Source organism: Shewanella sp. SP1S2-4 (genome assembly GCF_031932075.1).
Classification (GTDB): Bacteria; Pseudomonadota; Gammaproteobacteria; order Enterobacterales; family Shewanellaceae; genus Shewanella; species Shewanella baltica.
Genome location: NZ_JAUOET010000028.1, coordinates 44,640 through 57,787, shown reverse-complemented (window position 1 = coordinate 57,787; position 13,148 = coordinate 44,640). Strand labels below are relative to the sequence as shown.

The window sequence follows — 13,148 nt, the reverse complement described above, 5'->3', positions numbered from 1 at the left end:
TGCCTCTCGTTCATGAGCTCATCGCTGCGCGATATTTCACCCGCCAACATAAAGATGAAAGCCTCTACAGCAATGTAGAGGCTTTTTTCGTTGTGGAGAAATTAACATTATTGGTGATATCTCAAGCTGTTATTCGTTCAGTTGTCCAAATTTTGTACCGTCCACTACTGTTTATCTGATTGAATATTAACCTCTTTCGCTTAATAAATGCTTTTCCTTACAAGGTTACACCTGTTTCTTGTCATTCTTAGCTGCTTAATAGGGCTTATTTGGGTGTTTTTTTTATTAAGCAAATACTTAAATTACCAGAATGATTGAAATTGAGTTATTTGCCCCAAGATAGTCTTAAGTGCTGCAGTTTTGTAGCGTCCATCACTGAGGTCAATGCCATGCTTTATGATTTAACGGTTGTACAATTTAGCAAGATGCTGAAAAATTTAAGCGTTATTCTTGAAAAGGGCGAATGCTTCGCAAACCTCAAGAAAGTCGATATGGCGGTGCTATTAAACTCACGTTTAGCGCCGGATCAATTTAACCTTATTCGCCAAGTTCAGATTGCCTGCGATACTGCCAAAATTGGCGTGGCACGTTTGACCGATAACTTAGATACAGTGCCAAAGCACGATGATAGCGAAACGACGTTAGCTGATCTGCAAGCGCGTATTAGCTCAGTATTAGCTTACTTAGCAACATTCAAAGCGGATGATTTTGCTAATGCGGCTACGATCCATGTCTCACAACCGCGTTGGGAAGGAAAATATCTGACGGGTTATGAGTTTGCTATTGAGCATGCGATTCCGAACATTTACTTCCATGTAACAACAGCCTACGCGATTTTGCGCCACAACGGTGTTGAAATTGGCAAGAAAGATTACCTTGGCGCTATGCCATATAAGTCGTAAATCTAGGCTAGATGTAGTACTGTTGCGCAGCCTAATTGTTGCGCAGCAGCGCTTTGCCGCTTGAGCTTACCAACCTTTCTGCATTACCACCTGTTCTTTCTCTACCTATGTTATGCCGCTTTGTCGCTGGAAATTTTGGGCTCGTTAGGGTTCTGTTACGCCGATGAAGTCAATCAATACTCAGTTTTTCATTTCGACCTTACGTCTCGATTATTTTTATCCTGTTAGCATGTGATTTAATTTTGTTGGCTTAGGTAAATGATATGGGCCGTAAGTTTATGAGTCGCCAAATTATCTATTACTTAAATAGTGAATGGCGAATTGACTCATTATTAAAGATGACCTGTTTGTTCGTTTTAAGCAGGGATTTACTGGAAGAGCCTATTTAAGGTTCTAATTAAAGGAGTTAGCTATGTCTATCGAATCTCAAGCCGTCGAGAGTCCAACGGATGCAACGACAACTAAGAGCAAGAAAGCAAAAAAAGCCGCCATTACTAGTGGTTTGCGCCTCAAAGACAAGTTGACCCAAGACACTCGCCGCCGAATTGAAATTCTGCACGAGCAACGCCAACTATCCAATCGTTTCGGCGTGGATATAGAAATTGACTAAAGCCTTTGGCTTGTCGCTAAGTATTGGATATCACATCTAGATATTTAGCCAGCATGTACAGCTTCACGACGCCCGTCGTGGGGCTTGCTCACCCTCCTTAAACATTCACTTCTTAAATTCATATTCCATTATCGTGACCATCTCGCCCATATAATCTTCCCGTGAAATCGTTGACCAACCAAGCGTTTGATAAAAGTCTGCTTTGTCTGCGGTAAACAAATAGATTTTTTGTAATCCGAGTGCTTTGGCATAATCAACGACGGCATTGACTAATAATTTCCCCAAGCCTTTATTTCGATAGTGTGGATTAACATACACATTGGCCAGCCAAGGGCTTAGGTCGGTTCGGGTATCCATATCTGCTGCGGTTAATGAGGATGAGCCCATGACTTGGTTAGCTTCTTCACAGATAAACATCTTAGGAATGGCGGCGTCAGAGAGGTACTCGCTCATTTGCTCAATGAGTGTGGTGACTGTGGCGTCCGCAGAACTTAAATGTGCCCATTCTTGATGATGCCATTGTGCCAGCTGTGGAATGTGCTGCGGGGCCGATTTTAGGTCGATAACTTTCATATAAATCTCTGACGTGTGTTATGTAAAGGGCTTAATGGTGCGACATAGTGGCACGAATACTTAAGTCCGTTCGCTGGTCTACATTATGTGGTGGCAGGTTTGATTGAGCATGGTTTGGCTGAGTATACCGCTTAACTCGGGATCGGCAGAAATACGCTGGCTTCGAGTCCACCTTGTTTCGCGTGGCTAAAGCTAAGTTCGCCCTGATAACTGTCGACGATATCTTTGCAGATAGATAATCCTAAGCCATGGCCTTGGATGCTTTCATCTAGTCGAATGCCGCGCTCGATGATAATCGACAATGCGGCATCGGAGACGCCTTCGCCATCATCGCTGACGATGATCCCATAACCTGCGGTGGGAGCCGTTTGATGCACTATACGGATCTCAATGTTCTTGCGGCTATGTTTGCAGGCGTTATCCAGTAAATTGCCTAAGAGTTCGAGTAAGTCATCGCGGTCAAATGGCATCACTAAGCCACTCGCGTAATGGCTATGAATAATGCGGTCTGGGTAGATACGCTGCATCACTTGAATCAGCGGCGCGAGGTCGTCATCGAGTACGGTATAACGCCCCGGAGTGGAAAGGCCGACAATCTTAGTGCGCTTAAGCTCTCTCTCAATGATGTGGTGCAGGTTTGCGAGCACCTTGCTGCCCTCACTCCTCTGTTCTGGTGGAAGGCTTTCTAGGTAGGACTGCAGCCCTTGTAGCGGACGTTTCATTTCGTGGGCTAAGTTACCCAAGGCATTGCGGGAGCGTTGTACTCGTTGGCCCAATTGATTGACTAAACGATCTATCTCCTCAATCAGCGGGATGATTTCACTCGGCATTTGGTCTGGATTGATTTCTTGCCCTTGGGTGCGCATCTGCCGTATGGCTTCAGGCATCTGCTCTAAGGGTTTAAAGCCGCGTTTAAGTAATTGATACTGTGCCATTAATAGAATAACAATCGTGAGCAACACCGCCGCGCTGGCAAAGGCTAAAAACTGTACTTGGGTCTGTTCGAGCTCGCTGATGTCTTCTGTCACCCACAGTGTCACTAACTGATCATCTTTGATTACGGCCTGACTGAACATCAGCCAATGTTCTTTGCCGACAAACTCAGTGGCTTGGTGGTGCTCACCGGCGATCAGTTTTGGCATGTTCACGTTATGGTCGAATAGGGAGCGTGAGCGCAGGGTTTGCTCGCCGATTTGAATCGCAAAATAATGCCCAGAATTAACCCTGTGGTACACATTGGGCAAGCGGTCGGTGGTGAGCGCCCAGGTGCCGTCGGGATGGTTATTCAGGGCGGAGATCAGGCTGTCGGCATCGTGTTGCAATCGCGAGGCAACAAAATCTTGGGTTAATATTTGAATACCTTGGTACAGAAAATACAGTAGCAGCACCATGGCAAAGGTGAGCGTGATCAGCAGATTGCGCGTCAGATAACCCTTGAGTGAATACACGCCTTTTACTCCTTGAGTCGATAACCTTGGCCGCGACGGGTTTCGATATAATCCTTGCCTAAGCGTTGGCGCAGGCGGTTGACGTACACTTCGATGACATTGCTGTCTTTGATTTGATCTTCTTCGTAAATGCGTTCACTGAGCTTTGACTTAGAGACGATTTTACTGGGATTGACCATTAAATAATGCAGTAGGCGATATTCAATCTTAGTCAGCTCTATCACTTCACCGTCGACATTGGTGACGGCTTGTTTGTCGACATCGAGGGAAACGCCCGCATGTTGCAACACATTGTCGGCGCGGCCAAAGTGGCGGCGGATCAACACTTCGAGCCTTGCGAGTAGTTCTTCAATATGAAAAGGCTTGCCAAGGTAATCATCGGCACCCGCCTTGAGGCCATCGACCCGCTCGTGCCACGCATCGCGAGCGGTGAGGATCAGCACTGGCATGGCTAAGCCTTTTTGTCGCCATTGGCCGAGGACTTGTAGACCGGGTTTGCCGGGTAAACCGAGATCGAGGATCACGGCTTCGAAGTTTTCTTCTTCGCCTAAAAAGGCGCCATCAATACCGTTATCGGTGTGCTCGACGGTATAACCCGCCTTGTTAAGGGCGGGAATGAGGCGCGCGACCAGATCGGTATCATCTTCAATCAATAGCAAACGCATCAGTCGACCTTTTCCTTTAGCCACTCACCAGTTTTGGCGTCAACCTTGATTTCATACACTATGCCATCGTCACGAAGGATTTCGAGCTCGTAGATGATCCTTCCATGTTTTTGCTCGACTTCGAGATCGAGCAACCGTCCCTTTAGCCGTGATTCATAGCGTTGCATTATGGTGTCGAAGGGCAAAACTTTGCCCTCCTTAACCCACTCGACCACCTTGTTTGAAAGATCATCGTCGTGGGCATTGCAGCTGGGGCTGCTAATCATCCCAACGGCCAAAGCCAGGAATATTAACGGTATCTTCATCGAATATGCCCTTTTCTGCGAGGTTGTGACAATTGCTGCATTGACTGAATGAGCCGACTTTGGGGTTATCTTGCACCATACGTCTTGGGATCTCATCGTGTTTGCGAATAAAAAATGCCTGTTCTGTGATCTTCTGCGGCCCAGCGCCTGCAAGCAGTGGCGTGCTGTTTTTCATCACCTTACCATTTTGCGCCGCATGTTGAACCAGATATTCCTCAATTCTAGCAGTGACTTGAGGATCTAGGCTGGCGTTGTCACCAAAGTGATTCTCAAGATTTGCGATAATGGCGCGCCACTTGTCGGCGGGGAGTAAGTTCGCGGGGTAAGCCATGTGGCAGCTGCCACATTCTGCCGTATATTCCGCATTTTGTGGAATGGCGCGGTTAAGCCCGCGGCCATCGTCCGCATAGCCTGTGCCGGTTAAGGTTAGGCTGATACCGATAACGCCAATGGCTAATGCCGCAGCTGTGAGTGATGAACCTAAGAACCAGCTAATAGGGTGTGCTTGTTTAGTCATGACATCTTCCTTTTTGTGCCGTTACCTTCTGTGGAAGGTATTGAAATTAATTGATCTAATTGAATGAGTTATAAGGTCTAAATTTGGCGGTTATTGCAGGCTTAACCAGAGTAAGGCATCGCCTTTTTCCTGCAGAGTGCAGTCGCGTTTAAAGGTCCAGTTACAGTTACGGGTAAACCATTTCTCGATTTTGGCTGAGTCGGTTAACCGATCTGCGGTAATCGACGGCGCCATAGGGTCAATGGGTTTACGGGTGTTTTGGTGCATCCCCATGTCGGTGACTTTAGCGGTATGGCAACTGGCGCAGCTACGACCGTCCATGTCCTGTAGCCAAAGCTTTTGTCCTGCGGCTGCGGTAAAGGGTCCAGCGCCTTGAGCTTGATAGCTTTGCAATTGCGTGCCGATGCGCTCAGCGCTAAGTGGCAGGCTTTGCACTTTACTGTTGGCGGCGCTAACGCTAAGGCTACTCAGCAGCAAGGTTGAAATTGTGACGATAGCAAGGCGACTTGTATTCGAGTGTCTGGTTAATCTGTTCATAGGGCATTCCTTTTGTGCTGGATGTCTTGTTGCTAAGCAAAATGGTTATAATCTTCTTGTTCCACAGGGCGTTGTTTCTTGCCCGTGACCATGGCTCTGACTAAGTTTTCTTTGTGTAGCAGGCTGCTGACGATGACGCCGCCAACATGGATGACCACAAGGAACACGGTGAAGTTGGCAAAGAATTCATGGACTTCTTTTATGGCGCCTTCGGGCCAAGTGGCGAAAAAGCTTGTGGCTAATGGGCCGTGTCCGTCGGTGGCGTACAGTGCCATGCCTGAGAATCCCGTGATGGCGATGCTGGCAATCAAGGCCACTATCATCATTGCTCCAGCGGGGTTATGGCCTATGTAGTCTTTGGCTTTGCCTGTGATGAGCCCTTTGAGGTACACCAGCACTTCTTTAGGGCGAGTGATAAAGTTGCTAAAGCGCGCATTGTGGGTACCAATCACGCCCCACAGTAGACGAAACACCAGTAAAATTAAGATGCTGTAACCTGCGTAACTGTGGATGGTCATCCACTCGTCTTCGCCTTCAGTGAGGTAGGCTAAGGCAAAAAAACCGACGAGAGACCAATGGAATATGCGGATCAACAGGTCCCAGACTTTGATGGTTTGCAGTGTGTTTGATGACATGGTGTGACGCTCCTAAGTTGGTTTAGGTGTAGGCTACTTAACCCAAACTTAAACCTCGCTTAAATTTTGAGGCGCGAACATTCATTGAGTTGATGGAGTTGAGTGACGCGCTTGCCTGGGTGACGAGTCTTAAATGCCAACGAAAACTCGCTTGTTAACCTCTTGGTATTACGGTAGATTCTGCCACCTCAACCGAGTGAAGTTAGGGACTAACGTATCTATGTCTACCGCCGTTATTCGCGCTTTCATCAGCCGCAATCCGAGTCGTAAATCCTTTTTTATTTATGCCGTTTTATTATTTTTGACTGAAGTCTTAATCGCTTTATATGCGCCTGCGGGTTTTATCCGTGGTTTTGTGGGCGATGTATTGGTGGTGATCTTGCTGTTTTGCATGGCGCGCGTTGTCGTTCCTGTCACCCATCCGGTAGAAAATACCGCAGCAAAAAACACCGGCGATGGCATTAAGCGCTTATTTCAAACTCCTTGGCTGGCGTTTGCGGTATTGCTGTTTGCCTTTGCTATCGAGTTTGGTCAGTATTGGGGTTTAGTCGACAAGCTAGGCTTGGGCGGAAATCGCTTGGCGCGGATAGTGATAGGTAGCCATTTTGATCCACTCGATCTCGTGGCATATTTTGTCGGTTACTTGATCTTATTGGGCTGTTATTGGAAAAGCCGCCAGTCCTAGTGATTTGAATCCGCAAGAGTCACGCGACATGTGTGTTCGCGGACAGGCGAGATAAGTGGGGTAAGGGATGCAACCGATAACGGCATTTTCACTGCTAACAGCACGTACTAATGGACTTGAGCTTAATCCACTGAAAATGCCTTTGTATTTCAATGGCCAACATACTCATACCTTTATTGCAGGTCGAGTGATTGAAGGCCAATACCGCTGCGTTTTACCCAATAAAACCTCGGGGTATTTGGTCATTACTTCTTTTGATTGTCCCTTCGAAGAATCAACCGAGTTTAGTCTGCTTGATGAAGCGTTTAAGCTCATTGCGACGACATCTTTGGCGCAAATGTATGATTCATTTTTACTGCACTCACACTGGCCCATAGCCGATAACCGCTTGCGACTGCACTATTACGGTCAGATTGTGCTGGATTTAGTCATTACTGCGGGCAGCTCTTGGTTAACGGCGCGGCCGAAACTTAAGCTGATTGAAGTTGTTGATCCCCAAAGCGATCCGCAAACGGCCGCCGCTATGGCCGAATTGGATCAGCGTTTAGCAGCCATCGAAAAGTCCCTTTAATGTGGGATTAAAAACGGCGTCATCTGCTGATTTAACCATGCCATAAAGACTTGCAGGCGTTTGGATAAGTGCCGCCTGTGTGGGTAGAGCAAGCTTACTGGCATTGGCGGCGCAGGGTAATTTGGCAGGATCTCGACCAACTCTCCAGTGTGTAAATACTTAGCCACCCCTATGTTGGGAACTTGAATTATCCCCAGCCCCGCCAAGCAGGCTGAGCTATAGGCATCGGCATTATTTACCGTAATCAATTTAGGCAGTTGGATAGTAAGGTTCCCTTGATGAGTGTGGGGAGCTTGATATTCAAAGCCTGAGTCAGTGCCACCTAATTGGCTTACGTAGTGGACGAGTTTGTGGTTGTGTTGGGTCAAATCTTCAAGGCTTTCGGGTTTACCGTATTGGGCAATATAAGCTGGGCTGACACAGTTCAGCATCTTAAAATGCCCCAGTTTTTTCGCTATTAATCCTTCTTGCTGCACACTGCCGACCCTAATCACACAGTCGAACCCTTCGGCAATGACATCCACCTTACGATCTGTGCTGCTCAGTTCAAGCTCGATATGCGGATATTGCTCAATAAACTCAGCCAGTTTAGGGAGCACTAAGTTGCGGGCAATGCCTGTCGACATATCGACTCTGAGCCGCCCAGATACTTGCTCGGCTTGCAGTTGGAACAGGCTTTCTAATTCTTGAAATTCCGCCAGTAAACTTTTACAGCGCTCATAACAACTCTGGCCATCTTGGGTTAAGCGTACCGTCCGCGTGGTGCGTTGCAACAAGCGCGCGCCTAGAAATGTTTCGAACTGCGCCACCACATTCGACACATGGGTTTTCGATAGACCTAAGCTGACGCTCGCTTGGGTAAAGCTTTGTAATTCAGCGACCCGCATAAAAATTTGCATGGCTTGCAGTCGATCTTGCACGGCGATTGTCCTTTATTGGCTAACAGTCTTAGCATTTATAGTGTGTTTATCTCGTTAATTGCAAGTAATAAGCTGTGTTAGGCCTCAAGGCTTAGGTTTCACTTCCAGCGACGATTATAAGGACTGACCATGAACACGACTCCAATTGCAGTTATCACTGGCGCTAGCCGCGGTTTAGGTAAAAACACTGCCCTGAAATTAGCGGCGCAGGGGATAGATATTATCCTGACCTATCAAACGAATGCTGCAGCGGCTGCTGAAGTGGTCGCCGAGATTGAATGGCTGGGACGCAAAGCGGTAGCACTGCCGCTGGATGTGAGCGATAGCGGCTCATTTGCCGAGTTTGCCACCCAAGTGAGCACTGTATTAGATCATACTTGGCAGCGGGAGTCGTTTAACTATTTGATTAACAATGCTGGTATCGGGATTCATGTGCCTATGGCGGAAACCAGTATCGAACAGTTCGATACCTTGATGAACATCCACGTCAAAGGACCGTTCTTTTTGACTCAAACCTTATTGCCGCAGCTGATGGATGGGGCAAGCATTGTCAATATTTCCACCGGCTTGACGCGTTTTGCGATTCCCGGATTTGGCGCGTATGCCACTATGAAGGGCGCGGTCGAAACTATGACTAAGTATTGGGCGAAGGAGTTAGGCCCACGGGGTATTCGGGTCAATGTGCTTGCCCCTGGGGCGATTGAAACAGATTTTGGCGGCGGTGCTGTACGGGATAATGAACAGATGAATCAGTTTTTAGCGCAGCAAACTGCGTTAGGACGTGTGGGCTTGCCGGACGATATCGGCGGCGCGATTAGTGCCTTGTTATCGCCTGCGGCCGCTTGGATTAATGCCCAGCGTATCGAAGCTTCTGGCGGTATGTTTTTGTAAGTATTTTTTGTGTAGAAATTTGATTTATTAATATATGAGGCAGAAACAAAGAAAGGGCGAATCGCCCTTTCTTATTTATGTGATTTTTACACAGCAATCACTGCGAATGCACCATCTTCAACAACGCTTAGCTGCAACCGCTAAGAACAACTGCTGTAGCTGGTTAGAGATGTCCTTTATAGCAAGCCTCTTAGATAAAACCATTCTTCACAAAGCTTCTTAGAAGAAACCAAGTGGATTCACATCGTAACTTACCAAGAGATTCTTGGTATTTTGATAATGGTTGAGCATCATCTTATGGGTTTCGCGGCCAATACCGGATTTTTTGTAACCACCAAAAGCAGCATGGGCAGGATAGGCATGGTAACAGTTAATCCACACGCGGCCCGCTTGAATGCCGCGTCCCATACGTTGAGCCGTGTTCATGTCTCGCGTCCACACACCAGCGCCTAAGCCGTACTCAGTATCGTTCGCGATCGCTAAGGCTTCGGCTTCATCTTTGAAGGTGGTGACCGAAATCACAGGGCCGAAGATCTCCTCTTGGAAGATACGCATCTTATTGTGGCCTTTCATAATCGTCGGGCTGATGTAATAACCTTCGCTTTGGCCGCCATCGAGTTGGCAAAGTGTGCCGCCCAGTAGCACTTCTGCACCTTCAGCCTTACCTATGGCTAAGTAGCTTAAGATTTTATCGAACTGTTCTTTAGAGGCTTGAGCACCTACTTGAGTGTCGGTATCTAAGGGATCGCCTTGCTTAATGGTTTGCGCGCGGGCGAGCACTTTTTCGATAAAGCGATCGAAAATCGACTCTTGGACTAGCACCCGTGATGGGCAAGTACAGACTTCTCCTTGGTTAAAGAAGGCGAGTAACATACCTTCGACGGCTTTATTTAAATATTCGTCTTCATGGTTCATCACATCGGCAAAAAACACGTTAGGCGACTTACCGCCAAGCTCAACGGTCGATGGAATTAAGGATTCGGCGGCGCATTTTAAAATGTGATAACCAATTTCGGTGGAGCCCGTAAACGCAAGCTTAGCAATGCGTTTGCTGGTGGCCAGAGCTTGTCCCGCCTCCGCGCCAAAGCCGTTGACTACGTTAAGAATACCCGCGGGTAATAGGTCTTCAATCAGCTCGAGTAATACCAGAATCGAGACTGGCGTTTGCTCTGCAGGCTTGAGTACCACACAGTTCCCCGCCGCTAGCGCTGGGGCGATTTTCCATGCCGCCATCAAGAGTGGGAAGTTCCAAGGAATGATCTGGCCGACCACGCCCAGCGGTTCTGGGAAGTGATAGCTGACTGTGTTGCCGTCGATATCGGCGGCGCTGCCTTCCTGTGCGCGGATACAACCGGCAAAGTAGCGGAAGTGATCGACAAATAAGGGTAAGTCGGCGTTTAAGGTTTCACGCACCGCTTTACCGTTTTCCCAGGTTTCGGCGACGGCTAAATATTCGAGGTTTTGTTCGACCCGATCGGCAATGCGCAGTAACAGGTTTGAGCGTTCGGTGACTGAGGTTTTACCCCATGCTTCTTTAGCTGCGTGGGCGGCATCTAACGCTAATTCAATATCTTGGGCATCGGACCGCGGGATTTGGCAAAAGTTTTGGCCATTTACGGGTGAGCGATTGTCGAAGTATTTACCATTGACCGGGGCGACCCATTTACCACCGATAAAGTTGGCATATTTTTCTTTGAAGTTAACGATTGCGCCTGCGGTTCCGGGTTGGGCATAAATCATAGAATCATTCCTTCTTGTTGATTAGCTTAGTGTTCTCTAACGTAACACTTGAGACTTGCATACCTAAGGTGCATCGCAAGGAGGGTGCCAAACTGGCAAGAGTTGTACACTTGTTGTGCTAACAGTATGATGAAAAGCTAATTTTGCAGATTTGAAACAGTATGGGCACTCAGGGAGTGAGGTGTGTCCTGTGGTCACTTTGTCATCGAACGGCACACTCAAGTGTGCTGAAACGGAACACAGCTCGGGGGAGCACGGCTATGACAGTTAAACCGCATTTACCATCGACACAGGCGTGGTTGGCCGATTCGTGGCAGCGAAGCATTGGCGCTGGCTTGTCCGAGTTTCAGTTACCCCAAGAACTTAGGCTCGATGCTAGCGAACTAAAACAGAAACATGAGCAATATCAAATGCTCATAGCATTAGTGCAATCCCATGCCTTGCCTTTGTTCAATCAGTTGATGGCGCATTCTAATAGCCGACTCTTGCTCAGTGATGCTGAGGGTTATGTGCTCAGGCACTGGGGCGTGAGCCGTTACTCCACAAAATTGGCGGATGTGGCTCTGGATATCGGGGTGAATTGGCTTGAGCAGCACAAAGGCACCAATGCGATAGGGACGGCACTTACCGCCAAACAAGCGGTATCTGTGGTGGGTGAGCAGCATTTTATTCGTCAGAATCGTTTTATGAGTTGCACTGCTTGCCCAATATTTTCCCCCCAAGGTGAGATGCTCGGGGTGATAGATATCACCAGCGAGCAGCAAAGGCACACCCAGCAGACGCTGATGTTAGTGTCGAGTTTGGCGCAGCAGGTCGAGACCGCGCTCTTGTGTCACTTGCCCGATAGCCGTTATCGAATCGATTTAGCGGCGCAGCCAAATTTACTGAATTCGGGTTGGCAGGGCATAGTGATTGCCGATAGTGATGGTCGCATTGTGGGGTGCAATCCCATGGCGAAACAATTGCTTAGTCATGCCAAGGTGGGTGATAGCGTTGAGCAGTATTTAGGCGATAATTGGAGCCGTGCGGGTGGTTTTAATCAGCATTTAGACTTGCATCTACAGACTCAGCCCTTAAACATTCCCAGCGCTAAGGGGCGAGTTGCGATGAGCAATAAATCGCTCACTCAACTGGGCGTGCGGTTTCGCGATCCTCAACTTGAGCGCGCATGGCAACATGCCAATAAGGTGATCACCAAGCAAATTCCGCTGTTAGTGCTCGGTGAAACCGGCGTCGGTAAAGAGCAGTTTGTTAAAAAACTCCACGCCCAGAGCGCGCGTCGCACCGAGCCTTTAGTGGCGGTGAACTGCGCGGCATTGCCTGCCGAGTTAGTCGAATCTGAACTCTTTGGTTATCAGGCGGGCGCTTTTACTGGAGCGAATCGCACAGGATTTATCGGCAAAATTCGCCAAGCCCACGGCGGTTTTTTGTTTTTAGATGAAATTGGCGAAATGCCGCTGGCAGCCCAGAGTCGTTTACTTAGGGTATTGCAAGAGCGCGAAGTGGTGCCCGTTGGCAGTAATCAAAGTTTTAAAGTTGATATTCAAATCATTGCCGCGACCCATATGGATTTGGAGCAACAAGTGGCGCAGGGGCTGTTTCGGCAGGATTTATTCTATCGATTGAATGGTCTGCAAGTACGTTTACCTGCGCTGCGTGAGCGGCAGGATATCGAGCGCATTATCCATAAATTGCATCGTAAACATCGCATTGCGCCGCAGGCGATCTGCCCTGAGTTGTTAGGGCTGCTGATGCAACACGACTGGCCCGGCAATTTGCGCGAGCTGGATAATCTTATGCAAGTCGCTTGCTTGATGGCTGAAGGGGATGACACCCTAACTTGGCAGCATTTACCCGATTATCTTGCGGCCAAGCTAATGTGCGAGCCGTTATGTGAAGAGGCTAAAACCTGCCAAGACGCTGCATCACACCCGCTAAGTAGCGGTATAGCACCCCAGCCCAATGCTCTATTTTTAGCCGCAGAGACTGCAGATATCAATTCTCTCCATGGGGCGATTTATAGCAATGTACTGCAGGCATTTCAGGCCTGTAATGGCAATGTGAGCCAATGTGCCAAGCGCTTAGGAATTAGCCGTAATGCCTTGTATCGTCGATTAAAACAGATGGGACTTAAGGGTTAATGTTAGCT

Annotated in this window: 15 protein-coding genes; 6 read left to right on the top strand and 9 right to left on the bottom strand. The window is 48.1% G+C overall.

Annotation, left to right across the window (positions count from 1 at the left end; genetic code table 11):
- The first annotated feature begins 389 nt into the window (after window positions 1–389).
- Together Q4Q52_RS18960 and Q4Q52_RS18955 are read left to right on the top strand one after the other, a co-directional pair.
- Complete coding sequence (locus Q4Q52_RS18960; protein ID WP_311989491.1) at window positions 390–902, top strand: DUF1993 domain-containing protein; 513 nt, start codon at window positions 390–392, stop codon at window positions 900–902.
- A 412-nt stretch (window positions 903–1,314) separates the two neighbouring features.
- Window positions 1,315–1,512, top strand: coding sequence for a hypothetical protein (locus tag Q4Q52_RS18955; RefSeq protein ID WP_006079715.1), 198 nt, complete (start codon window positions 1,315–1,317; stop codon window positions 1,510–1,512).
- 105 nt (window positions 1,513–1,617) lie between these two features.
- On the opposite strand, the gene Q4Q52_RS18950 is transcribed toward Q4Q52_RS18955, so the two are convergent.
- The 7 genes from Q4Q52_RS18950 to Q4Q52_RS18920 all read right to left on the bottom strand — a co-directional run bounded on the left by Q4Q52_RS18950 (window position 1,618) and on the right by Q4Q52_RS18920 (window position 6,192).
- Window positions 1,618–2,085 carry a GNAT family N-acetyltransferase gene (locus Q4Q52_RS18950; protein WP_311991353.1) on the bottom strand — a complete coding sequence of 156 codons (468 nt, stop codon included), beginning with the start codon at window positions 2,083–2,085 and terminating at the stop codon, window positions 1,618–1,620.
- Between the two features lie 131 nt (window positions 2,086–2,216).
- A complete protein-coding gene (locus tag Q4Q52_RS18945) occupies window positions 2,217–3,533 on the bottom strand; it encodes a sensor histidine kinase (RefSeq protein WP_311991352.1) in 1,317 nt (438 codons plus the stop codon).
- A 5-nt stretch (window positions 3,534–3,538) separates the two neighbouring features.
- Entirely contained in the window at window positions 3,539–4,198 is a 660-nt protein-coding gene (locus Q4Q52_RS18940) for a response regulator transcription factor (RefSeq protein ID WP_311991351.1), read from the bottom strand.
- Window positions 4,198–4,464: a PepSY domain-containing protein gene (locus tag Q4Q52_RS18935; RefSeq protein WP_311991350.1), complete on the bottom strand. Its 267-nt coding sequence runs from the start codon at window positions 4,462–4,464 to the stop codon at window positions 4,198–4,200. Before Q4Q52_RS18935 ends, Q4Q52_RS18940 begins: the two co-directional genes overlap by 1 nt.
- A complete protein-coding gene (locus tag Q4Q52_RS18930; RefSeq protein ID WP_311991349.1) occupies window positions 4,457–5,020 on the bottom strand; it encodes a diheme cytochrome c in 564 nt (187 codons plus the stop codon). Before Q4Q52_RS18930 ends, Q4Q52_RS18935 begins: the two co-directional genes overlap by 8 nt.
- A 90-nt stretch (window positions 5,021–5,110) precedes the next feature.
- Window positions 5,111–5,557 (bottom strand): DUF1924 domain-containing protein, encoded by a 447-nt coding sequence (locus Q4Q52_RS18925; RefSeq protein ID WP_311991348.1) that lies wholly within the window; start codon window positions 5,555–5,557, stop codon window positions 5,111–5,113.
- Window positions 5,558–5,589: 32 nt separating this feature from the next.
- Window positions 5,590–6,192 (bottom strand): cytochrome b/b6 domain-containing protein, encoded by a 603-nt coding sequence (locus tag Q4Q52_RS18920; protein WP_311991347.1) that lies wholly within the window; start codon window positions 6,190–6,192, stop codon window positions 5,590–5,592.
- 220 nt (window positions 6,193–6,412) lie between these two features.
- Here Q4Q52_RS18920 and Q4Q52_RS18915 point away from each other — a divergent pair, with 220 nt between their 5' ends.
- Together Q4Q52_RS18915 and Q4Q52_RS18910 are read left to right on the top strand one after the other, a co-directional pair.
- Window positions 6,413–6,877 (top strand): DUF2809 domain-containing protein, encoded by a 465-nt coding sequence (locus Q4Q52_RS18915; protein ID WP_006086501.1) that lies wholly within the window; start codon window positions 6,413–6,415, stop codon window positions 6,875–6,877.
- 67 nt (window positions 6,878–6,944) lie between these two features.
- Complete coding sequence (locus tag Q4Q52_RS18910; protein ID WP_311991346.1) at window positions 6,945–7,448, top strand: hypothetical protein; 504 nt, start codon at window positions 6,945–6,947, stop codon at window positions 7,446–7,448.
- Here the strand turns inward: Q4Q52_RS18910 and Q4Q52_RS18905 are convergent.
- Window positions 7,445–8,368 (bottom strand): LysR family transcriptional regulator, encoded by a 924-nt coding sequence (locus tag Q4Q52_RS18905; RefSeq protein ID WP_311991345.1) that lies wholly within the window; start codon window positions 8,366–8,368, stop codon window positions 7,445–7,447. The genes Q4Q52_RS18910 and Q4Q52_RS18905 overlap by 4 nt on opposite strands.
- A gap of 129 nt (window positions 8,369–8,497) precedes the next feature.
- On the opposite strand from Q4Q52_RS18905, the gene Q4Q52_RS18900 reads away from it, so the two are divergent.
- Window positions 8,498–9,259: an SDR family oxidoreductase gene (locus tag Q4Q52_RS18900; RefSeq protein WP_311991344.1), complete on the top strand. Its 762-nt coding sequence runs from the start codon at window positions 8,498–8,500 to the stop codon at window positions 9,257–9,259.
- 219 nt (window positions 9,260–9,478) lie between these two features.
- On the opposite strand, the gene Q4Q52_RS18895 is transcribed toward Q4Q52_RS18900, so the two are convergent.
- Window positions 9,479–10,999 (bottom strand): aldehyde dehydrogenase family protein, encoded by a 1,521-nt coding sequence (locus tag Q4Q52_RS18895; RefSeq protein ID WP_311991343.1) that lies wholly within the window; start codon window positions 10,997–10,999, stop codon window positions 9,479–9,481.
- Window positions 11,000–11,259: 260 nt separating this feature from the next.
- Here Q4Q52_RS18895 and Q4Q52_RS18890 point away from each other — a divergent pair, with 260 nt between their 5' ends.
- Window positions 11,260–13,140 (top strand): sigma-54-dependent Fis family transcriptional regulator, encoded by a 1,881-nt coding sequence (locus tag Q4Q52_RS18890; RefSeq protein ID WP_311991342.1) that lies wholly within the window; start codon window positions 11,260–11,262, stop codon window positions 13,138–13,140.
- Window positions 13,141–13,148 lie beyond the last annotated feature (8 nt).

What these genes read in the sequence shown, in the direction of transcription:
- Q4Q52_RS18960 (WP_311989491.1), top strand. Translation starts at nt 390, where the DNA reads ATGCTTTATGATTTAACGGTTGTACAATTTAGCAAGATGCTGAAAAAT.
- Q4Q52_RS18955 (WP_006079715.1), top strand. Translation starts at nt 1,315, where the DNA reads ATGTCTATCGAATCTCAAGCCGTCGAGAGTCCAACGGATGCAACGACA.
- Q4Q52_RS18950 (WP_311991353.1), bottom strand. Translation starts at nt 2,085, where the DNA reads ATGAAAGTTATCGACCTAAAATCGGCCCCGCAGCACATTCCACAGCTG.
- Q4Q52_RS18940 (WP_311991351.1), bottom strand. Translation starts at nt 4,198, where the DNA reads ATGCGTTTGCTATTGATTGAAGATGATACCGATCTGGTCGCGCGCCTC.
- Q4Q52_RS18935 (WP_311991350.1), bottom strand. Translation starts at nt 4,464, where the DNA reads ATGATTAGCAGCCCCAGCTGCAATGCCCACGACGATGATCTTTCAAAC.
- Q4Q52_RS18930 (WP_311991349.1), bottom strand. Translation starts at nt 5,020, where the DNA reads ATGACTAAACAAGCACACCCTATTAGCTGGTTCTTAGGTTCATCACTC.
- Q4Q52_RS18925 (WP_311991348.1), bottom strand. Translation starts at nt 5,557, where the DNA reads ATGAACAGATTAACCAGACACTCGAATACAAGTCGCCTTGCTATCGTC.
- Q4Q52_RS18920 (WP_311991347.1), bottom strand. Translation starts at nt 6,192, where the DNA reads ATGTCATCAAACACACTGCAAACCATCAAAGTCTGGGACCTGTTGATC.
- Q4Q52_RS18915 (WP_006086501.1), top strand. Translation starts at nt 6,413, where the DNA reads ATGTCTACCGCCGTTATTCGCGCTTTCATCAGCCGCAATCCGAGTCGT.
- Q4Q52_RS18910 (WP_311991346.1), top strand. Translation starts at nt 6,945, where the DNA reads ATGCAACCGATAACGGCATTTTCACTGCTAACAGCACGTACTAATGGA.
- Q4Q52_RS18900 (WP_311991344.1), top strand. Translation starts at nt 8,498, where the DNA reads ATGAACACGACTCCAATTGCAGTTATCACTGGCGCTAGCCGCGGTTTA.
- Q4Q52_RS18895 (WP_311991343.1), bottom strand. Translation starts at nt 10,999, where the DNA reads ATGATTTATGCCCAACCCGGAACCGCAGGCGCAATCGTTAACTTCAAA.
- Q4Q52_RS18890 (WP_311991342.1), top strand. Translation starts at nt 11,260, where the DNA reads ATGACAGTTAAACCGCATTTACCATCGACACAGGCGTGGTTGGCCGAT.